This window comes from Paenibacillus monticola, assembly GCF_009664975.1.
Taxonomy (GTDB): Bacteria; Bacillota; Bacilli; order Paenibacillales; family Paenibacillaceae; genus Paenibacillus_AQ; species Paenibacillus_AQ monticola.
Genome location: NZ_WJXB01000004.1, coordinates 393,470 through 415,217, shown reverse-complemented (window position 1 = coordinate 415,217; position 21,748 = coordinate 393,470). Strand labels below are relative to the sequence as shown.

Genomic DNA, 21,748 nt, shown 5'->3' with positions numbered 1-21,748 from the left:
TATCTGCATAAAAGGGGAGCTTATCCGTGAAGTTAATCAAACTGCCTAAGGAGCAACGGGAAGACATTGTAGAGAACATCCGCGCTTACTTCGAGAGCGAGCGTGGGGAGAGTATCGGCCATCTGGCAGCAGACAGCCTGCTGGAATTCTTCTTAAATGAACTTGGACCCACCATTTATAATGGAGCATTGGGCGATTGCCGCACCCTTGTAGGACAGCGAATGCAGTCATTGGAGGAAGATATTTACGCACTGGAATGGAAGAAGCGCAAGTAAGCACAACAAGTCTTATGCCACTGAGGAGGCTGCTGCTTGTTCAATTATCCTATAGATGAAGAGCTTATGCTAAAGCCACTGGTGCTGGAGCATACCCGTCAAATGTTCGCGCTGGTACAGCGCTCGCGGATTCGGCTGCGGCAATGGCTGCCTTGGGTGGATGCCGTCACGGAGCAGACCCACATCGTCAGCTTTGTCAAAAATGCGATTAAGCAAGGCGCAGACAACGGTGGATTTACCGCCGGATTGTGGGTCCGCGGCGAGCTAGCCGGTATTATCGGGTATCACGAGATCGACTGGAGCAACCGTTCTGTCGGCATTGGTTACTGGCTGGGTGAGGGCTATGAAGGAAAAGGCTATATGACCAGTGCCTGCCGGGTCCTTGTGGATTACGCGCTGCTGGAATTAGAGCTGAACCGCGTGGAAATTCGTTGCGCCACCAGTAACACTCCCAGTCGTGCCATTCCCGAGCGGTTGGGCTTCGTGCTCGAAGGTATAGTTCGTCAGGCGGAGAAGCTGCCCTCCGGTTATGTGAATCATGCCGTATATGGCTTGCTGCGCAGCGAATGGAGATTGCTAAGCTGAAGCTTCCAGCCTCGGACTCACCGGCATAAGACATGCAAGAAGATACGGGTGCCGTCCTTTACATGGATGGCACCCGTTTTTTCGAGAAATATAAGGATACGTTATCGGGTGAAACCTAACCCTCCACTATCTCCAGCCAGTTGCGAAACTTCGTGCGGATACCATCGGCCAGACTCTCAAGCTCCAGCAGCTCGGCCAAATCCGTCTTGTCCGTACGTCCAACCTCCATGGAATGCAATACCCGCGACACCGCTATACCGCCCGTTCCGCTTTCCTTTTTCAAGATATCGTCCCCTGCAGAGATCTTGCCTTCACGCAGCACGCGAAAGTAGAAACCACTATACCCCGTTTGCAGCACCTGGGCAGGCATATCAGCAGGACCGTGCTTTTGCGAGAGCTTGAAGCAAGGATAACGCGGCTGACTCACCTGCAGCAGGGCCGTTCCCATTTCATAGATGTCCCCAATGTTAACCTCTGTCTCCAATAACCCACTTGTTGTTATATTCTCACCGAAGGCGGAGAATTCCAGCTTCTTGCCTAAGCGTTCCTCCCAATACGAATAATGCTCAATCGGATATACACATACTGCCTTGTCGGGGCCTCCGTGATTTACCAAATCCGCCTGTCCGTCTCCCTCGAAGCCGTTACTGTACAGTTGTACCGGTCCTTTCACAGGCATTTTATAGATTCCTGTCTCCACCGGTTTGCCGCGATAGTCAACCGTTATCGGCCGCCCCAAATTAAGCGAGATGATTTCCATGTTCCTGGCCTCCTGTCAGCATACAGCTCATAAATACCTCATCCACATAACGACCGCCAAGATAAAATTCCTCCCGCAAACGCCCCTCTTCCTGAAATCCACATTTTTGATAGAAGGAAAGTGCTGGCGTGTTACAGGATAATACACGCAGACGAAGCTTGCGAATTCCGTTGTTCGCAGCATGCTGCTTGATCGCTACCATCAGCTGCTGCCCAATACCCACACGCTGGCAGCGCGGATGAACGGCAATATTCACCTCGCAGACATGTCTATTGCTCACCATTCCACTCGGACAGCCAAAGCCGACATATCCACAGAGCTGGCCCTCCTGCATAGCCACGAGCTGAGAGCCCGGGGGAGCATGCAGCAGATAATCCTCACGTGAACGCCACATTAAAGGACCCGGAGTAGTCTCCTCCGTCCAGATCATATTGTCCAGTGTAATCAGTTCACGAGCATCCTTGAACTCAGATGGTCTAATATCGAGTGTATCCCTATTGATGTGTTGCATTCCTTATTGCACCCCTTGCGTTACTGCTTAAATCATTCTAAGCGGATTGTTCCATACTATTAGTCCATGCTTTACGACCTCGCCGGTTGACAAACGCATGTAAAATGAAGAATCCTACGGACAGCACTGCCATTGCACAGGCCAGCCAAGCTGTAGGGGCTAATCCTCCGCTATCATACAGACTGCCCATGAAATAGGGTCCAATTACGCGGCCACAGGCGCCAATCCCTCCAGTTAGGCCGAGGTAGAACGGAGCGCTGCGGTCGGCATGATCCGAAATAAAGGAGGGCATTGCTGGCGAGATAAGCATTTCGCCGAGCGTAGTCAGCACCATCGCCAGCAGCAGACCGGGGTAACTCGGCAGCAATAGGATAACGGCGTAGCCACTAAAGTAAAATACAGCACTAGCTGTCATTTGGGCCGTTGACGTTGACGCGAACCAGCGTTTAATCAGGCTAACGAGTGGCTGCGCTACGAAGATAAGCACCCCGTTTAGCGTCCAGAGAAAACCATAAATTCTTTTGGGCCAGCCCTCGGAAATAATAAACGGCGATACGCCTGTATTCCAGATGGAATTGCCGATCAGCAGAAAGAGCGAGCCAATAGCCATGTACAAATAAATACGTGTATGACCCATTAGCTTCCAATTGGACTGAGCACGTGGATGGACTTTTATGTGATCCATCTTCTCCGAGGAGGAACCTGTGCCAACCTTCCGCAAATAAACAAAGAAAAAAACCGCAAATACAGCCGATGACACGCCATTCAGTACAAAACTCAGCATATAGGAGAAGTCCGCCAGGAACCCGCTGAGCGCTGTACCGATGGCTACTCCTATATTATTGGCGACATAAATAACATTGAACAGCTCACCGCGCTGCTCCGCGAATCGGAAGCCGATGAACGCTTGTATAGCCGGTAGCGAAAGTGAATTAAATAATCCTACCAGTCCCATCGTTGCCATGAATAAGGTCCAGTTAGTGCTTGCGGCCGGTAAAGTGAACAAGGCCAAAGCATTCATCACCAACGCTCCAACAATCAGCTTATTTACGCCTATTTTATGATAAAGAGAACCGCCGAGCAATTGGCCTGCAATTCCGCCAATAGATTGGATAACGATAATAAGTGCGGCATCCTTCATGCTGCGGCCAAGCTCGTCAAATACATACATCGTCACCAGCGGCCACATGATCGCACTACCTATTGCATTTATAAGGCTGGCAATCAGAAATACTTTTACTTCTTTAGGATAAGCATCTAAAAACTTCATTGGTAGTGTACATCCCCTGTAATCTATATGTCATTAATCCCATCCAGTATTATCTGAAAATAGAGTTCAGAGCAAGCCTTCACATTGACGCTTTATCGCATTAATACGCAATATTACCGTCGCTTCACTTCTACTGTCGTCGAGAAAAAGGTGGCTCCGTTCCCCATATCGCTAAGCCGGTCCGGGGTCAGTACATTCACTCTTTGCCTGCGCTCTTTCCCTTCCCACCACAGCCCTTGGCTGATAACGGTACCGGGAAGCATTTTATCTGTTACCCTAGCTGTAAGTTCTACGATACCCCGGTCATTGAATAGGGTAACCTCATCGCCGTCGGTTATGCCCCGCGCTGCCGCATCCTCTGGATGAATTTGCAGCAGAGGACCTTTTTCCAATTTTTGATGCTTCTCCAGGTTGGAGAAAGTAGAGTTCAAGAAATTATGATTCGGTGGAGAGATGAACATCAGTGGATAGGGGGTTCCCACCTCCGGTCTCCGCAACCCATCATAACCTTCCTTCAGCGGCGTGTAGGTTGGCAAGGCAGGCAAGCCTGCCCGTTCCATAGATTTGGAGTACAGTTCGATCTTACCTGACTCGGTAGACAGGCGCTCCAGAAATGATTCCTTAGGCGTCATATCCAGCTTCACGTAGCTCTCGGCCAGCAACCGTTCCAGTGTCACGCCGTTTAAATACGGATTGCGCGGATAGTCTAGCGCTTCCCGGATCATCTCATGCTCAGACTGGCTGAAGATTTCCGAGTCAAAGCCCATAGCCTGGCCCAGCAGTGAGAATAGCTCTGCGTTGCTCTTACATTCTCCGGGAGCCTCCATGATAGGCTCTTGAAGCTGAATGTAATGATGCCAATACGAGCCGAAGATATCCGTATTCTCAAAAGACGAAGTCGCTGGCAGTACGATATCAGCATAACGCGCCGTATCTGTCAGAAACAAATCATGGACTACTGTGAACAAGTCCTCACGAGCAAAGCCTGTCCGTACCCGCTCCGCGTCCGGAGCGACAACGACCGGATTGCTGCAATAGACGAATAATGCCTTCACAGGTCGATCCGTCATTTCCAGTGCCTCGCCAATCTTATTCATATTAATGCTGCGCACCTGTGAATCCGGACGCAAATCCGGCCGTGTCAATGCGCGTGAATTCATGGAAGTATAACCACTGTTAGACTTATACGCACCACCGCCAGTCTTCTGCCATTGTCCGGTCAGCGCAGGCAGACAGGCAATTGTACGCACGTTCATGCCGCCGTTGTCATGATGCTGCAGGCCGTTGCCAATATGAATATGTGAAATTTCAGCCTCACCGTACAACTTAGCCAGCCTCTCAATATCAGCTACAGGAATACCCGTAATTTCCGCGACCCGCTCAGGAGGATACGCTTCAACATGCTCTCGCAGCTCCTGATGGCCCACGGTATAGCGTTCCATGAACAACTCGTCGGTTAGCCCGTCCCGAAACAGAATATGCATCAGACCCAGCGCCAACGCCGTGTCCGTTCCCGGATACAACGGCAGGAACCAGTCCGCCCACTGTGCAGTCCTGTTGCGGTGTACGTCAATTACGATAACCTGTGCGCCGCGCTTGCGGGCCTTCTCAGCCAAGACTACCTGATGCATATTTGTACTGACAATATTCCCACCCCAAACAATGATCACATCAGCGTTCACCGTATCTTCCGGACTTGTGCCCCCGTTGAAGCCCATCGTATACTTCCAGCCAGCAGTGCCTGCTGAATTACATATCGTCTGCTGCAGGCGACTTGCCCCGAGCGCATTAAAGAACCGCCGGTCCATTCCATCTACACTGAGTACACCCATATTTCCATAGAAGCTGTAAGGCAGAATACTCTCCGCTCCATACTCCGTGGAGAGCTGGCTGAACTTACCGGCAATCTCACGAATCGCTTCCTCCCAACTTATAATCTCAAATGAGCCTTCCCCTTTGGGACCCACACGTCTAAGCGGATGCATCAGTCGTTCGGGATGCTGAACCCGCTCGGCCATATGCCGCACCTTATTGCAAATAGCTCCCTGGGTTATCGGATGCTGCGGATTACCTTCTACTTTTATAATCTTCCCATCTCGCTTATGCACTAAAAGTCCACATGTATCAGGGCAATCCAGCGGACATACCGCCGGGAATATCCCGTTCCCATTCTGGCTCATAACCGCAGGCTCCCCTCGTTTCGTAAGATATTTATATTTTATAGTTGGTGGAGTCGTCCGTAAAGGCGGAGTATTGAAATGTACTGATTCGATCTTGAATAGTGCGGGTAATCATAACTATGAAACACTCCCTATTCTTCATTCGCCGTGAGCCCGATTTCGTTCCCCCGAGTCGGATCTGCACGGCGAATTTTGTTATGTCTGAATAAGATGAAACGGGTGCCGTCCTTTATATGGACGGCACCCGTTTCTTCGAGAAATATAAGGATAAATTATTGCGTGAAGCATATAAATTCTTATATTTCGCAAAAACACCCCTCAGAAACTTCATCTCCACTTACCCGAAGGCCTTGGAAATAAATGTTCTAAGGAGTGCTCATTAAGCTAACGATACTAATGGTTTATGCATATATAAGAGGACTGATTAAGCGTGTTTCTTCACACTCGCTGGAGCCAAGGTGTCCACGGATTGAATTGCTGAAGGTGCTTTGTGCAAGAACGATAGATAATAAGCCGCACCGACAAATATCGCTCCACCTACCAAGTTACCGAGCCAGACCGGAACAAAGTTAGTAAAGTATTGGCCCCAAGTGAAATGGCCTTCAAAGATAGCCGCCGGAATAAGGAACATATTCGCAACAACGTGCTGGAAGCCGATGGCAACAAAAGCCATAGTCGGAAACCAAATACCAAGAATCTTACCGCTGAAGTTATCTGCTCCATAGGATAACCAAACAGCCAGCGCTACGAGCCAGTTACAGCCAATACCGGAGATGAAAGCCTGTAAAAAGGTTACATCAATCTTATGCTCAGCCATATCCACCAATTTATCCAAATACACTCCATCTGCCGTTAAACCCACAATATGGCCGAAGAAATAGGCAACAAATAAGGCCCCCGCCAAATTACTAAGTGTGATCAGGACAAGATTCTTGATGACTTCCCAGAACGAAATCTTCTTCGCAATAAACGCGAGCGGCACCGCCATCATATTACCAGTGAGTAATTCCCCTCCTGCAAGCAAGACCAGTACCAATCCTACTGGGAATATGGAGGCTCCTATAAAGTTGGCAATAGTACTCCATTCTTTAGGTGCACCTGCAATAACACGAATATCCAGCAAAAATCCGAGCGCAATAAACGCTCCTCCCAGAAAGCCCAGAATAAGCACGGTACTCAACGGATTACGAGCCTTCTTAATCCCGTTCTCTACGGTTACTTCGGCAATCTGCTGTGGTTTGTTATAAGCCATGGTTCCTATCTCCTTCGTCTATTTACTTCAAATTTGTTCCTTTATGCCATTGTATCGTGTCACAAAACACAATAACGTGATAATTGTCACTCTTAGAAAACCTAAGTGAAAGTTTTCACTGACATGTCAAATTTATTGTACAAGTAGAAAACAACAAAAAAGACCGAAGCATTAAAATGGCCTCGGTCCCAATGCTATATCATTATAGCGTCATTTCCAAATAGTTTATACAGTTACTGTTTCTTTGTGTACGATTGTTTTCGGCAACGCTTGGAGGCCAGCGGTGTTCAAGAAATTCCAAGGTTTGTTGTAGTGTGGCTGGAAGAAGAAATCAATGAAGGCCAGCTGATCTATTGTCATATTGTTCTGAATACATACCGATACAGTGTTGATCGATTGCGTCAGATCCATTTTGGACATAATCTGCGCCCCGAGTATACGGCGGGTTGCCCGATCAAATACAACCTTTAGCTGAACCTGTTCGAACGTCGGCATGAATTCCGGACGGTAATTATCGTTTATTAATACGGTTTCTACATCCATTCCCTCAGCCTTAGCCGCGTCTTCAGTAAGTCCGGTGCCTGCAATATTGTCTTCATAAATCTTTATGCCTGAAGTGCCTTGGGTTCCCATATAAGGAATCGTTTCTGCAACCAGATTGCGTGCGACCAAGGTTCCCATCCGGACAGCGTTAGTAGCTAACGGGATATAAGCATGTTTGCCTGTAGGATTGTAATGAATCGCGCAGCTGTCACCAGCTGCATAAACATCCGGGATACTGGTCCGCATATAGTCATTGACGATAATGGCCCCATTAGGCAACATGTCCACTTGACCCTTCAGCAGATCTGTATTCGGGCGGAAACCGATGCAGAGAATAACCAGATCCGTCTCATGCTCCCCTTTGCTTGTAATCACCTTCGTTACTTTACCACCAACACCGGCAAAAGAGCTGACCTTCTCGCCCAAAGCCAATTTAATTCCATGATCCTGCAGCGATTGTTGTATAGGTGTAGTGAATTCTTCGTCCAGATATTTACTCAGGATGCGCTCTTCTCCATCAATCAGCGTCACCTGTTTACCATTCATCTGAAAAGCTTCTACCAGTTCCACACCGATATATCCGGCACCCACAACGGTAATTCTGTCCACCTGCTGCGCTTTTTCAATAATGGTGTTGGAGTGGTTATAATTCTTGGAAAGCAGAATGCCATCCAGTTCTATACCTTCCAGCTTCGGAACAATCGGCCACGAACCGGTTGTCATGATTAGCTTGTCATACATATCGTCGAATTCCAGGCCAGTTGCCAAGTTACGGGCACGTAAGGTTTTGCGCACCGTATCGATCGCGATCACTTCATGGCGCATATTCGTCTTCACGCCCAGCTCTGCAAGCTGTTCCGGCGAAGAATAGAACAATCCCTGCGGGTCTTTGACCACTCCACCAACGTACAGGGCAATTCCACACGATAGAAAGGAAATATTATCATTACGCTCATATACGGTGATCTCGGCATCAGGGTATAACTGGGCGGTATTTACAATTGCGGCGGTTCCGGCATGGGTACATCCAATGACTGCTACTTTCATGATTTCTTCCTCCTCCAATTTGACTACTGTATACTGTGATTTTAAATTTGTATGTGATTTATTTCACTTCATACGCTGATTATATTGTGATTAATATCACATTGCAAGTCTTTTTCACTATATTCCCAGATTGTTCACAACTTAAAGTGGATGATGCCAGTTCTGCAACATGCGACTTTCTTAGCTTTTCCACATCAGCTCGACATTATGTTTATCGGAAAAAAGCAAAAAAAACCCGAGCTCACCGTTAGAACATCACGGTTAGCACAGGGAAAGGAATAGACAGAACAAAACAGATTAAAATGGTTTACACGAGCCCGTGCAGCTCTCCATCCTCGTCGATCCGCAATGACTCTGCGGCTGGTTTAGCTGGAAGACCGGGCATGGTTACAATATTACCTGTAATCACAACAGCAAACCCTGCTCCCAGTGATAAAGTAATATCACGAACACCCATCGTGAAGCCTACAGGCGCACCGAGCAGCCGAGGCTGATCAGAGAAGGAGTAGGGTGTCTTCGCCATGCACACCTGAAGATCATGCAGTCCAAGCCGTTCAATGATCGCTAAGCTGCGTTTCGCCGCAGGAGAGAAGGCCACGTCCGCACCGCGATAGATTTCACGGACTATCTTGTTGATCTTGGACGGAATATCCAGGCTATCCTCATATAAAGGAGCAAAACTGTCAGTGTCGCTATGATCCAGCAGCTTCTTCAATTCCGCAGCCAGCTCCAATCCGCCAGCTCCGCCTTCGGCCCATACCTTGGATACAGCAGCTGGTACATTTAGACGGCGGCAAGCTTCCCGCACATCATTGATCTCTTGCTCGCTGTCACCTGCAAAATGATTAATGGCCACCAGAACTGGTACGCCAAATTTACCAAGATTCTCAATATGGCGCTCCATATTGGACAATCCGGTGAGCAGTGCTTCCCGATTCTCGGTTTGCAGCTCATCCTTGCGAACGCCACCGTTATACTTCAGTGATTTCACCGTTACGACAAGCACCGCTGCGGAAGGTACAAGTCCAGCTTGGCGGCATTTAATATCCATAAATTTCTCTGCGCCCAGATCGGCACCGAAGCCTGCCTCCGTTACCACAACATCTCCCAGCTTCAATGCATAACGGGTACCAATAACACTGCTACAGCCATGGGCAATATTAGCAAACGGTCCACCGTGCACGATGACCGGAGTTCCCTCCAAGGTCTGCACCAGATTGGGCTTAACCGCTTCTTTGAGCAGCGCAGTCATAGCTTCAACAGCCCCTAGCTCTTTGGCAGCCACCGGCCGTCCCAACTGATCATATCCGATCAGCATCCGGCTCAAGCGCTTCTTCAAATCAGCAAGGTTATCGCAGAGGCAGAGTACGGCCATAATCTCGGATGCGGTCGTAATCTGGAATCCACTCTCTCGTACCGTTCCGTTGCCATCTCCAAGACCGGTCACAATGCTGCGCAGACTGCGGTCATTCATATCCATCACGCGTTTCCACACGATACGCTGCGGATCAAGACCCAGCTCATTGCCTTGGAATATATGATTGTCGATCATGGCCGACAAGAGATTATGCGCGGACGTAACCGCATGAATATCACCGGTAAAGTGCAGGTTAATCTCATCCGCAGGCACGATCTGCGATTTGCCGCCACCAGTAGCGCCGCCCTTCATGCCAAGGCACGGGCCAAGCGACGGCTCGCGCAGAGCTGCAACGGTCTTTACGCCCGCAGCATTCAAGGCCTGAGCCAATCCAATCGTCGTTAACGTCTTGCCTTCCCCAGCTGGAGTTGGATTCACCGCAGTGACCAATACCAGCTTGCCATCGGGCTTATGCTTCAAATCCTCCCATAGGGATGGTGACAGCTTGCTTTTATATTTGCCGTACAGTTCCAGATGTTGCTCGTCAATCCCTGTTTCTGATGCGATCTCTGTAATTAACCTCATGCTTGAAAAGAACCCTCCTGCCGTTATTATCCTGATTCATATAGCTCTATTCAAAGGATACAAGGTCTTTGAAAAGCGTCAAGTATTATTTTCAGAAAAAAGCCTCCCAAGCCGCGTTTATAGCGAACCTGAAAGGATTATTTACCTATTTATGGGACGTTAATACTCTATAATAGTGACTCAATATTTTCCTTCATTGTTTCTGGTGCTTGCTTCGGTTCAAAGCGGGCCACTACATTGCCCGTGCGATCAACGAGAAATTTCGTGAAATTCCAGCCAATATCACTGCTCTCACCGGAACCCGGCTGCTGACTCTTCAAATATTCAAAAAGAGGACTGGCGTCTGGTCCATTAACATCAACCTTGGCAAATACCGGAAAGGTAACTCCATAATTGATCTTACAGAACTCTTCTGCTTCTTCGCTCGTCCCCGGCTCTTGGCCGGCAAATTGGTTACAAGGAAATCCTAAGACCACAAGTCCCTGCTCTCCATATTGCTCGTACAACTTTTGGAGATCACCGTATTGCGGCGTCAGCCCGCATTTGCTGGCTGTATTGGCAATCAGCAGCACCTTGCCTTCATATTCTGTAAAAGATACTTCTTTGCCCGAAGGTGTAACTCCGGCGAAACTGTAGATCGACATCCTTGTTCCCTTCTCTCTTTTGTAAGTGGTAAGCCTTGATAGCAGCATCGCTGCAATTCATTTCCATCTTACCTTATCCCCACTGGAATGCAAATTATCGCCATATTCATCCACAGCTATAAAGAAGTTGTACTTCGTTGTTGAAGGCCACAGACCTCAGCAATAAGTTGAAGTGATTTCAGCTTGTCGGCAAAGCTGTACATGATGCTCGCGATCATAACCTCTTCACATTGATATTGCTCTGCCAGTGCTTCAAGCTGCGCCCTCACATCCTCAGGCGAACCGATAACCATTCGCTTCCGATTATCTTGAATGCGGAACATATCATAAGGCGTATAGGGATAGCTCTGCGCTTTCTCTACAGAGGGAGTACCGGTTGAGACATGTCCTTTCTCCAACAAAACAAGGGAAAGATCCATGCTGGACGCCAGTTGGTCCGCCTGCTCTGAGGTCTCGGCACATACTGCGAATACAGCAACCAATGAACGAGGATTCTGCGTGACAGGAGAAGGCTGGAATCTATGCTGGTAGGCCTTTACTGCCTCACTACCGCCAGCACCATTAATAAATTGGGCGAAAGCAAAGCCGGTTCCAAGCTTAGCAGAAAGGGCAGCACTGTCTTTACTGGAGCCGAGCAGCCAAATTTCCGGTGCCGTAGCAATCGCAGGAGTAGCGGTAAGCCCCGCAAAACGGTGAGCCGGATCAACCTTGTTGTATAAATAGGTGATCAAGTCCTCGACCTGCTGCTCGTAGTGGTCTGAGCTGCGGAGCTGATGCTGCTCCTGAAGAGCTCTAGTCACCAAAGCCGCTCCACCCGGTGCCCGTCCGACACCCAGATCAATCCGTCTCGGGTATAGTGCCTCCAGCACGCGGAAATTCTCGGCTACCTTATAGGCACTGTAATGCGGAAGCAAAACACCGCCTGAACCGATGCGAATCGTTGTGGTCACCGCAGCTAGGTGAGCCATCAATACTTCTGGACTTGAACCCGCCAGACCCGCAGCAGAATGATGCTCAGATACCCAAAAGCGGTGATATCCAAGCCGTTCGGCTTCCCGCGCCAATATCGCTGTTTGAGCTAAAGCCTCGGCTGGTGAAGTTCCCTCCGATACCGGAGACTGGTCAAGCACACTTAATTTTATCATTAGGACAGCTCTCCAATTACGAAAGATGGATTCCGGATTTACATCCCCCTTATTATATCACGGGCCTCTCATCCCTAGACGAGGAGTGGACAAAAAGAAGCAGCCCTGTCAATTTCTCAGGACTGCTTGTCTTATTCGACTGTACTGTATTGTTATTTAGATACTGGTACTGCATCAAAATATTCTTCCAGCGTACTGTTACTCTTAGCGATCGAAGTTGCAATATCCTTGCCAACATAACGAACATGCCATGGTTCATACATATATCCCGTTATAGCCTCTTTACCTAGTGGATAACGAATGATGAATCCATATTCCGACGCATGCTTGGCTAGCCATTTTGCTTCCTTTGTTCCGCCAAAGCAGCTTTCTGCAGCACATTTACCAGTACTACCCGAGACATCGATAGATAGTCCTGTCTGATGCTCGCTATGGCCAGGCACTGCGCTGTAGGTGCGAGCCTTCGCTTCTCCATCCTTCGCTACATAACGATTGAATAACGTTGTCTGCGTCGCTTCGGAACGATAGGCCGAAACACCGGCCAAATAAATGCCGTCAGACTTTGCACCTGCGAACATTTTCTCCAACGCCTTGGCAGCAGCACTTCGCATCATGCGCTTCTCAATCTTCTCGGTGAAGGTAAAGGGTACATTCGGATATACCAGATCAGTCGGTTTATAGTGATTAGGCAGCTTGTACTGCTTGTTTACCATCACCGTTATACTATCCGGCTCAGCAGCCGTCTGCTCTGCATCATTTCCGGAGTGATTGGTTGGCTTATTCGTAGGCTTAGCTGTTGCGGTTGCCTTTACTGTCATTGCTGGTACTGCAGATACTTCAGGAGGCGTAGCCGTTTCGTCTGGAGCACCACTAGTAGTCACAGTAGGGTCCGGCGCAGTCGATGCTTCACCCACAACAGTCGAAGGGTCCGGAGTTGCCGCAGGCTGACCCTGAAGATCGTCCTGTTGACTTATATTAGTTCCTTCTTCCTGCGAGGCAGAAGGAGTCGCATACTTCCCTATACCCCAACCGATAGCGATCACAACAATGAATAAGATAAGAACTCTAGCTTTTTTGGACATGGGTAAACGTATTCCTCCTATGAGCGGGATAATCTATTTAACTATTAGACAGGCTTAAGGCCCAAAATGTTTCAGCATTAATCAGATAATAGCAGATAAATATGATCTCAAAACAAAGGTTACCATAGGTCATTAGCATTCTGCTAACTGCCCTATGGTAACAATTTGATCTATCTATGTCTAGCACCTTTATCTGGATGTGCCACGTCCGCCGCTCTTGAAGCCACCGGAACCCGTACTGCGAGTACTGCGTGAAGCTCCGCCGCCACCCGTGCTATTGCGAGTACTTTTACCTGCGCCCGAACCGCCCTTAGCGCCATACCCGCCTTTGCTGCCACCCTTTGAAGGACCACCGGAACTGTAGCTGCCGCCTTTGCCTTTACCTTTGGATGGACCCGTACCGTAACCGCTGCCCAATCCACCACGTGGTGTGCCTCCAGCATAAGCACCGCCGTCTGCACCTCTGGTTACATTCTCGCTATAGCCGCTGCTTGGTGCACCTTTTGCAGAAGCTCCAGGTCTGTTCGCACCGCGCTGGCCGCCGGCACTAGCTGCTGCCGGGCTGTCGCCTCTAGAGGCAAAGGCACCGTAGCCGCCGCCTACTCTTGGTACACCAGCTGTTTTACCGCTGGCTTGTCCACCCGATTTGGCTGCGCCTGCGCCACCGCTGGCCTGACCGCCGCGTGGTGCGCTCGCTGCGCTATAAGCGCTGCGCTTGCCGCCTGCTGCCGCTTCTGGACGGCTGCGTTGTCCTTGCTCCGCAGGCGCTGCCCAGCCGCCTGCATCCTTGCCACGGCCGCGTCCACCCTGACGCGCACTGCCGTCTGCACGCGGAGCTCCGCCGCTGCGTCCTTGACCACGGCTCGCGGTCTTCGGTCCACGTCCGGCCCGCGCCGACTCGGGAGCCGCGCCTTGGCGACTTCCGCCATGACGGCCACCGCCGACTTGAACATTGCTGAATTCGCCGACTCCGAATTCATCCTTCTCGTAACGGCGGCGATCCAGCCGCTGCGAGATGCCATGCTCGATCAAATCCAGACCGCCTTGCTCCCGTGGGGAGACGAAAGTGATGGCCAATCCTTTGCCACCGGCACGGCCTGTCCGACCGATCCGGTGAATATAGCTATCCGCATCAAGCGGCAAGTCGTAGTTGAAAATATGGGTAATTCCCTCAACATCTAGGCCACGAGCCGCAACATCGGTTGCTACAAGAATCTGCAGCTTCGCTTCGCGGAATCTCTTCATCACTGCTTCGCGTTTGCCCTGCGACAAATCACCGTGCAACTCGTCACAATCATAACCAGCTTCACGCAAGGCCTCATTCAGCTTGGATACCCGACGTTTCGTCCGGCAGAACACAATCGCCAAATACGGACGATCCCGTTCGATTAATCCTTTAAGGGCTTCCTCTTTGTTGCGGTCTGAACATTCTATAACCTGCTGTTGTATATTATCCAGTGGAATCGGTGAGCCGCTCTTAATAACGATATCCAGTGGCTCTTTCATATAATTAGCAGCAAGGCGCTTAACCGGATCAGGCATCGTAGCGGAGAACAGCATTGTTTGACGGCGGTAAGGAACGGCCGTAATAATCGTCTCTACATCCTCCAGGAAGCCCATATGCAGCATTTGGTCGGCTTCATCTAGAACGAGCATTTTGACATTATCCAAATCAAGCGTTCCCCGGCGCATATGATCCAGAATTCTGCCCGGTGTCCCGATAATAAGATGTCTGCCACCTTCAAGCTTGCGCAGCTGTTTCTCTACATCCTGTCCACCATAAACAGCCAATATCTTTACCTCAGTGTGCCGTGCCAGCTTGCGTGCCTCTTCCGTAATCTGCAGCGCCAGCTCGCGTGTCGGAGCCAAGATCAGCGCTTGCGGATAGGCCCGCTCGATATAGATCTTGTCCATAATTGGCAACAGGAAAGCCAACGTTTTGCCTGTTCCCGTCTTTGCTCTGGCAATAACATCCAAGCCTTGTACCAATGGCGGAATCGCTTCTTCCTGTACTGGTGTAGGCTTAACAATACCTTGACCCTGAAGCAATGTGCTCAATAATTCTGAAACTCCTAATTCTTTAAAACCCGGCAAATTGTCCACCTCGCTTTTCCTCATTTTAATTTGATTACTACTTTCCCCAAACTTTCCATCTTCCTCAAAAGACCTGCTCCATGCCTTAGAGCCTGGCGTTCCTTATAAAGCGTATGCTTCCGATGCAGCTATGCAAGGCATAACTTATAAGTATCCATTTCCCGGATTAATATAAGCAAGTACGGCGTATATTCAAACAAAAGCGGAAGAACCCCACAGGAGTCCTTCCGTCCCATTTTATCCTTGACCCATTGAAAGGTGCGGTCAAAGTTCGGTTTCTGGGGCAGTGATCCACCGGACATTCAGACTTACAATCCAATCAAATGGGGCTTTTATAGAGAATTTTAGATTCTGCAACATTTTATACGTATAGAAGTGAAAGTCATCCTTTACATTGTACTTGATCCAATGTCATTTGTGTGTAACTGCCGAAGAATTATTATTAAATCCCTTTAGCTCCTAGAACCTTCCCGATTTAAAAATCGAGAATAACAACCACAGGAACAGCAGCAGCGCCACTACACCACCGATCTCTACCGAAGGGAAGTCCCAGATTAGCGAAGGTTCGCCGCGCAGCGAGGAGCCTATAATCAGGCCCACCATAATAATGCTGAACGCCAGCAGCACAATGCTGAAGGACAAACGGTTGCCCACCCGGTCGATCTTGCGCATAAGACTCTGCAGCTCCGGCACGCCAACCTCTACCTTAAGCTTTCCCTTGCTGATCAATGAGGACAGCTGCCGTGCCTGAGCCGGAAGCTCTACCAGACTTTCCACTAGATCCGCAACGCCACCCCAAAGCTTGCGCTGCAACCTATTGCTGCTGAAGCGCTGCTTCACCAACTGGCGGCCAAAGGGCTCGGCCATCTGCACAATACTGAAGGAAGGGTCCATATTCCCGACAACGCCTTCTAGGGTCAGCATTGTTTTGCCTAGCATAGCCAAATCCGGCGGGATGACGAGCCGATGCTTGCGTGCAATTCCGAATAGATCATTTAGCGCCTTGCCGATGCTAACTTTATGGAAAGGGACATCATAATATTCTTCCCGCATCCGGTCCATATCATCATGTAGCGCAGCTCGATCAGCGTCCTCACTAATAACTCCAAGACGTAGAATCGCCCGCACCATAGAATCTGTATTTTTACGCATAAGTGCGATAATGAGCGCAGATAAATGATCCTTCATCTCCTCGCTCAGCCGTCCCACCATGCCGAAATCAATCAGTGCCAGCTTGCCATTACCCATCAGCATTACATTACCGGGATGAGGATCGGCATGAAAGAAGCCGTGAATAAAGATTTGCTTCAGCATCATCTCCACGAGTTTCTGGGCAACATCCTTAAGCTTAAAGCCTTTGCTGATCAGTTCATCACGGCGGTTTAAGGTAATGCCCTCCACGAAATCCATCGTCAGGACCCGTGTGGAGGTGTAGTCCCAATGGATCGACGGAATATAGATCCCGTCTTGATCGGTTAGCTGCAAAGCTATTTTCTCCGCATTACGACCTTCTTGACTGTAATCAAGCTCAGCAAGCAGCGACTTCGTGAACTCTTCTGTCATCCGTGATAGTCCATACTGCTTCGCCCAGTCCATTCTTCTCTCGGCAAGAGCGCCTAGGTCACGCAGAATCTCTAAATCACGGCTCATCGTCCGCAGAACACCGGGACGCTGAATTTTGATGGCGACAGCTTGTCCATTATGCAGTACTGCGCGATGGACCTGACCAATCGAGGCTGCGGCAAGCGGTTTATTATCAAAGGAAGCGAAGATCTCCTCCAGATGCTGATCCAATTCCTGCTCGACGATTGCACGAGCACTCTCCGCAGAGAACGGCGGCACATTATCCTGCAGCTTCACCAGTTCTTGAATTATGGAATCAGGCAGCAGATCAGATCTTGTACTGGCGAGTTGACCCAGTTTAATAAAGGTTGGGCCCAACTCCTCCAGTACAAGGCGAATCCGCTCCCCGAGTGTAAGACTTAAGTGAACTTCCTGCGTCACGAGCCGGCGCGGAAGGGATAAAAGATGATAGAGCCCCAGCTCCTCGACCATATAACCGAAGCCATGACGCATAAGCGCCATGGCAATTGCTTGGTAACGTCCAGCATGTCTGATGCGGACCGCCATTTATTCTGTACGCGTTTCCGGCAATGTTCCCACTAGGGGAGCAGTGCCCTCCAGCTCGGCCACACGACGCTCCAAACCTGCAATTCGTACTTCCAACTCGGCTATATCGCTTTGTACGGGTACCTTCAATTCCTTTAACACACGCTGAACCTGCTCCTGCACTGTAGATTTAAAGACTCCGCGTTCCTCGTCACCGCGTTCAACCAGACGGTCAACTAGCGCTTTCGATTCAGAGGGAGCAAGCTCTCCGCGTTTTACCAGTTCTTCGACAACCTTCTCGACTTTTTCCTTGCTGACAATGGTGAGGCCCACTCCTAAAGAGATCGCTTTTTTAAACAAATCACTCATGGCACTTTCCTCCCAAAGATTCCGTTTCGTTACAAACAGAAGTTATGGTTAAAGTATACCCCACTAACCCTGCTTTTCCAAAGTTACACGTTTCATAGCCTAATTTATTTTTATCTTGGAATACGTGCAGCCCATGTGGCGGCCTGCAAAATCAATTTCCGTACCGCCGGATGGCGAAAGGATGGCTCATGATGGCCCGGCATAAGGACAACTACCCTGCCAAGTCCATAGCTATGGCACCAGGCTGCTGGCAGTCTTTCTCCGTCTTCCTCGTACTCAAGCAGTATGGTCTTCTCCGTAAAAGGATCAAATTCAAAACGATACGGCTCTTCGTCTAGTTGGAAATCCTCAATGCCTTCCGTAATGTCATGCTCCAATACCTTAAAGTTCAAGCTAGTGTATGCTGGATGGCCAGTGAATCGACCGCCGATCAGCTGGGCCAGCTCATAACGCTTGGCCAGTGAGATCCCGGTGTGAAGCACGATCAAACCTCCACCTCCACTCACATAGCTAAGTAGTCCGGCTGTCTGCCGAGGCGAGACCGTTTCATTCCATAGCTCATTATAAGCAATACATAAATCATAGCCAGCCAAATGCTCACTACGCAGCAATTTTTTATTCTCCGAACACTGTACAATCAGCAAATCATTTAGAATCTCGCTGACTTGTTGGTCCACTCCCTGCAGTGGATGAAACCGGGGATGGGTATAGTCACCCAGTAACAGACATTTTCGCTTGTCCATAGGTGTCCTCCTCCTTATTTCGTAATCATTAGTAGTTACACATTGCTTTTATTCTAAGGAAAACTGCTGCAGATGTCCATTTTCATACCATCACTGGGCAGGAACTCTTTTCTAGATACTGTCCGCCTGCATACCGCAAATAGGTTCTCCTTAGCGGTTCGCAGCCACATACCGACCTAGCTCCACGAACATGCTGCCCATCCGTTCATGCTCAGGCATAACAATCCGCTGAATGCCTTCTTCTTTCAGCGCCTCCGAAGTAATTCTGCCTACCGAAACGGCTAATACCTTTTCTTCAAAGGCATTCAGCAGCTCTGCAAGCTTCCCTTGCTCTCGGGCGAACTCTACCAGAAACCGAAACTGCGGTGCGCTTGTAAAAGCAACAGCATCCACACGGCCTTCTATAACTTCCGCAAGCAATCTTTCCAGTTCTCCTGGCTCCGGCGGTGTATGGCGGTAAGGCAAAATCTGGCGGGTATTCGCGCCAACCTCACTCAGCCAAGAGACCATACGTGGAGCCGGATCCCCATGCAGTTGCAGCACTACCTCTTTGCCTTGCATATCAAAGGGTTGAAGTCCGCGGATTAATCCGATTGTACTCCCATCGTCGTCACGAACCTCTGGAGCCAGTCCACGTCTCTTGAGCGCATTGACTGTTTTGTAGCCGCGTGCTGCAATTAGGGACCCCGAAAGAACCTCCAAAAAATGTTCTGCGATCTCCATTCGATCGGCCATTTCGAACAAGGCATCCAAGCCCATCCCTGTTGTCAGAATGGTCCATTGTGGCGGGTTATTTATCCAAGAGGTTAAGCCTTCACGCAGCGCCTCATCATCCAGAAATACAGTACCCTGTGCAGGACGGTATACTGCCGTTCCACCCATGTTCTGCACTAGCTTGGCCATTTCCTCCGATTTACGCGGACCCGCAAGGGCGATAATCAGACCTTTTAATTGTTCTGCCATGTAATCGACTCTCCTTTTCCGGAACCCCTTATTGTTGTTTATCAGTATACTTGCAAAGGGGCGAAAAAGGAAAGCAGAGTAATACATTTACATAAGAAGAAACGGTTTCGCTGTCCTTTTAGGAACGGGAACCGTTTCTCGCAGATGATGTACAATATTTTCAGAACGCAGACTCGCGTTCAGGCTCCTGCTCGGTTGTTGGCTGTAAAATAGGTATTGCCTCTGCTTCACCGTTTATAGCGTACAATTTGAAACGGCCGACCAACTTCTGCAGCTCATCTGCTAGATGGCTGAGGTCTGCTGACGAAGAGGCAATCTCTTCTACAGATGCCAGCTGCTCCTGGGCAGCGGCTGATATGGTCTCCGCATTGCTTGCTGATTCCTCGGTAATGCTGCGAATCTCCTGAATAGCTTTATCCATACTATCTGCCTCGGCTGTTAGTGTGTGTACAGCACCACCCATATCTACGATCTTCTCTGCAGCACCCTTTACTGCTCTGCGGATTCGGGAGAAGGATCGTCCGGTGGTATCGACTGCCATAATCCCCTCAGATACCCGTTCCTTCGCATTCTCCATGGTAGCTGTTGCCTGTTTCATCTCCCCATTGATCGAAGCAATTTGCTCGGAGATCAGTCTTGCTGATTTCTCCGATTCTTCTGCCAGCTTGCGTACCTCTGTGGCAACTACAGCAAACCCGCGGCCATGCTCCCCGGCTCTGGCAGCCTCAATCGAAGCATTCAGTGCAAGCAGATTCGTCTGCCGTGCAATACCCGTAATCACATCGACGATTCCGACAATGTGGCTGGCGCGATCATTGAGATTATCAATTACACCACCAAGCTCTTCCACTGTTTGATGGATGCTGTTGATTTTGTCCACAACGCTGATGACTGATTCGTTACCTTCCGCAGCGGAAAGCGAGGTTTTGTCCATCATAACGGATACCTGTTGCATCAACTCGGAAATTTGCCCTACTTCGTTAGTTGTTGCCGCTGTACTGTCCATCCCTCTTTGCACGCTGTTAACCTGCCGTTCAGTACCTGCCGCCACTTCTTGTATTGCTATGGTGACATGCTCAATAGCCTGCGTTGTCTGATCAGCACCGGCTGTCAGTTCCTCAGCAGAGGAAGACACATTGTCTGTCATCTCCTGTACACCAATAATCATCTCACGGAGATTTGAAACCATAGTCCGGAAATTCTCCGCCAGCATACCGATCTCATCCTTGCGGAACGCTCCAATATCCTCTGACAGATCCCCTTTAGCTATAACCTCTGTCGCTTTCCCAAGTCGATGGATCGGCTGTAGAATGGAACGAACATTGATATAAATCAGCACCAGTGCAAACAGCACAGAGATAGCTATGACGATGAACGCCTTGTTACGAATACCGTCTGTCGCAGTTAGAACTTCATCTTTGCTGATGGTTCCCCCAATTCTCCAGCCCGTAAGAGCATTTTGCTCATAAGTCATCTTCTTCTGAGCATCCTTGTAGACATAATCAAAGGTTCCAGCTTCTTTCTCGAACATTTTCTTGATAAAGTCCAGGTTGCTCTCTTTGCCAATAGTTTCAGTAGGATGAACAAGAAATTTCTTACTGCTGTCAATGATAAAAATATATCCTTTCTCCCCTACCTTGAGGCTGGTTAGCTCACTCAGCTTGGATAGGTTGAGATTCATCGCCATGACTCCGTTTCCACCCTCAAGCACCGACGAGATTGCGATAACGATTTCATTATTAACCGTTTGAAATGCAGGTGAGATCACTATCCCCTTGCCATGTTTAAGCGCATCCACATAAGAATTATCTTTCCGCGGGTCATACCCATCCGGAAGTCTGGTATCTGTGGCATGGATTGTTTTCCCACGGCTTGTCCCAACATAAATATCCATGACATCAGGATGCAGCGTAGCATACTCCTTCATTCTAGCCTTCAGAGCAGCCGAGGTTTCACCATTGGCCTCACTGTTTACTGCATCGGATGATATCTGCGAAGCAAAATAATTAATATCGTCTATTTTAGCTTGAATATTAGCATTAATGATTCCATTAACGGCCGATACGCTTTCAGTAGCATTGTTCATGAGCTGATTTCCCACCTCAGTGCTAGCTGTTTGATAGGTCTGCCAGCCGATAATCAAACTGGGTACCAGCAGGACGAGAAGGTATGTAAGAACTAGCTTCGAACGGATGTTCATACGCGTTTTCTTGTGCATGGGTGTTGTCACTCGC

General features: G+C 49.2%; 18 protein-coding genes. 2 read left to right on the top strand and 16 right to left on the bottom strand.

Translation table 11 applies throughout. The annotated features are described in order from the left end of the window. The first annotated feature begins 26 nt into the window (after nucleotides 1–26). Both GJB61_RS14500 and GJB61_RS14495 read left to right on the top strand, forming a co-directional pair. Complete coding sequence (locus tag GJB61_RS14500) at nucleotides 27–275, top strand: DUF2164 domain-containing protein (protein WP_338115822.1); 249 nt, start codon at nucleotides 27–29, stop codon at nucleotides 273–275. A gap of 36 nt (nucleotides 276–311) precedes the next feature. Beyond that, nucleotides 312–860 carry a GNAT family N-acetyltransferase gene (locus GJB61_RS14495; protein ID WP_154119205.1) on the top strand — a complete coding sequence of 183 codons (549 nt, stop codon included), beginning with the start codon at nucleotides 312–314 and terminating at the stop codon, nucleotides 858–860. 115 nt (nucleotides 861–975) lie between these two features. Here GJB61_RS14495 and GJB61_RS14490 read toward each other — a convergent pair whose 3' ends face one another. From GJB61_RS14490 to GJB61_RS14415, 16 genes are all read right to left on the bottom strand, one after another. Beyond that, the gene (locus tag GJB61_RS14490; RefSeq protein ID WP_154119204.1) at nucleotides 976–1,620 is read right to left on the bottom strand and encodes an MOSC domain-containing protein; all 645 of its coding nucleotides are present in this window, start codon (nucleotides 1,618–1,620) and stop codon (nucleotides 976–978) included. Then, nucleotides 1,601–2,131, bottom strand: coding sequence for a GNAT family N-acetyltransferase (locus tag GJB61_RS14485; protein WP_154119203.1), 531 nt, complete (start codon nucleotides 2,129–2,131; stop codon nucleotides 1,601–1,603). Before GJB61_RS14485 ends, GJB61_RS14490 begins: the two co-directional genes overlap by 20 nt. Before the next feature lie 37 nt (nucleotides 2,132–2,168). Then, nucleotides 2,169–3,401 (bottom strand): MFS transporter, encoded by a 1,233-nt coding sequence (locus GJB61_RS14480; protein WP_154119202.1) that lies wholly within the window; start codon nucleotides 3,399–3,401, stop codon nucleotides 2,169–2,171. A 113-nt stretch (nucleotides 3,402–3,514) separates the two neighbouring features. Further along, the gene (locus GJB61_RS14475) at nucleotides 3,515–5,581 is read right to left on the bottom strand and encodes a molybdopterin-containing oxidoreductase family protein (RefSeq protein WP_154119201.1); all 2,067 of its coding nucleotides are present in this window, start codon (nucleotides 5,579–5,581) and stop codon (nucleotides 3,515–3,517) included. Between the two features lie 424 nt (nucleotides 5,582–6,005). After that, nucleotides 6,006–6,833 carry a formate/nitrite transporter family protein gene (locus GJB61_RS14470; RefSeq protein ID WP_154119200.1) on the bottom strand — a complete coding sequence of 276 codons (828 nt, stop codon included), beginning with the start codon at nucleotides 6,831–6,833 and terminating at the stop codon, nucleotides 6,006–6,008. Between the two features lie 225 nt (nucleotides 6,834–7,058). Next, nucleotides 7,059–8,423: an FAD-dependent oxidoreductase gene (locus GJB61_RS14465; protein WP_154119199.1), complete on the bottom strand. Its 1,365-nt coding sequence runs from the start codon at nucleotides 8,421–8,423 to the stop codon at nucleotides 7,059–7,061. A gap of 307 nt (nucleotides 8,424–8,730) precedes the next feature. Beyond that, nucleotides 8,731–10,365, bottom strand: a complete 1,635-nt coding sequence (locus GJB61_RS14460; RefSeq protein ID WP_154119198.1) for a formate--tetrahydrofolate ligase — start codon at nucleotides 10,363–10,365, stop codon at nucleotides 8,731–8,733. A gap of 167 nt (nucleotides 10,366–10,532) precedes the next feature. Beyond that, nucleotides 10,533–11,009, bottom strand: coding sequence for a glutathione peroxidase (locus tag GJB61_RS14455; RefSeq protein WP_154119197.1), 477 nt, complete (start codon nucleotides 11,007–11,009; stop codon nucleotides 10,533–10,535). A 116-nt stretch (nucleotides 11,010–11,125) separates the two neighbouring features. After that, on the bottom strand, nucleotides 11,126–12,154 hold the full coding sequence (locus GJB61_RS14450) for an LLM class flavin-dependent oxidoreductase (protein ID WP_154119196.1): 1,029 nt from the start codon (nucleotides 12,152–12,154) through the stop codon (nucleotides 11,126–11,128). A 152-nt stretch (nucleotides 12,155–12,306) separates the two neighbouring features. Further along, a complete protein-coding gene (locus GJB61_RS14445; RefSeq protein WP_154119195.1) occupies nucleotides 12,307–13,236 on the bottom strand; it encodes a M15 family metallopeptidase in 930 nt (309 codons plus the stop codon). Nucleotides 13,237–13,425: 189 nt separating this feature from the next. Next, nucleotides 13,426–15,354 carry a DEAD/DEAH box helicase gene (locus tag GJB61_RS14440; RefSeq protein ID WP_154119194.1) on the bottom strand — a complete coding sequence of 643 codons (1,929 nt, stop codon included), beginning with the start codon at nucleotides 15,352–15,354 and terminating at the stop codon, nucleotides 13,426–13,428. Nucleotides 15,355–15,789: 435 nt separating this feature from the next. Then, nucleotides 15,790–17,460, bottom strand: a complete 1,671-nt coding sequence (locus tag GJB61_RS14435) for an ABC1 kinase family protein (RefSeq protein ID WP_154119193.1) — start codon at nucleotides 17,458–17,460, stop codon at nucleotides 15,790–15,792. Continuing rightward, complete coding sequence (locus GJB61_RS14430) at nucleotides 17,461–17,808, bottom strand: phasin family protein (protein WP_154119192.1); 348 nt, start codon at nucleotides 17,806–17,808, stop codon at nucleotides 17,461–17,463. Between the two features lie 110 nt (nucleotides 17,809–17,918). Further along, nucleotides 17,919–18,551, bottom strand: coding sequence for a ThuA domain-containing protein (locus GJB61_RS14425; protein ID WP_154119191.1), 633 nt, complete (start codon nucleotides 18,549–18,551; stop codon nucleotides 17,919–17,921). 150 nt (nucleotides 18,552–18,701) lie between these two features. Further along, a complete protein-coding gene (locus GJB61_RS14420) occupies nucleotides 18,702–19,514 on the bottom strand; it encodes a uroporphyrinogen-III synthase (RefSeq protein WP_154119190.1) in 813 nt (270 codons plus the stop codon). A gap of 160 nt (nucleotides 19,515–19,674) precedes the next feature. Next, nucleotides 19,675–21,732: a methyl-accepting chemotaxis protein gene (locus GJB61_RS14415; protein WP_154119189.1), complete on the bottom strand. Its 2,058-nt coding sequence runs from the start codon at nucleotides 21,730–21,732 to the stop codon at nucleotides 19,675–19,677. Between the last annotated feature and the right edge of the window lie 16 nt (nucleotides 21,733–21,748).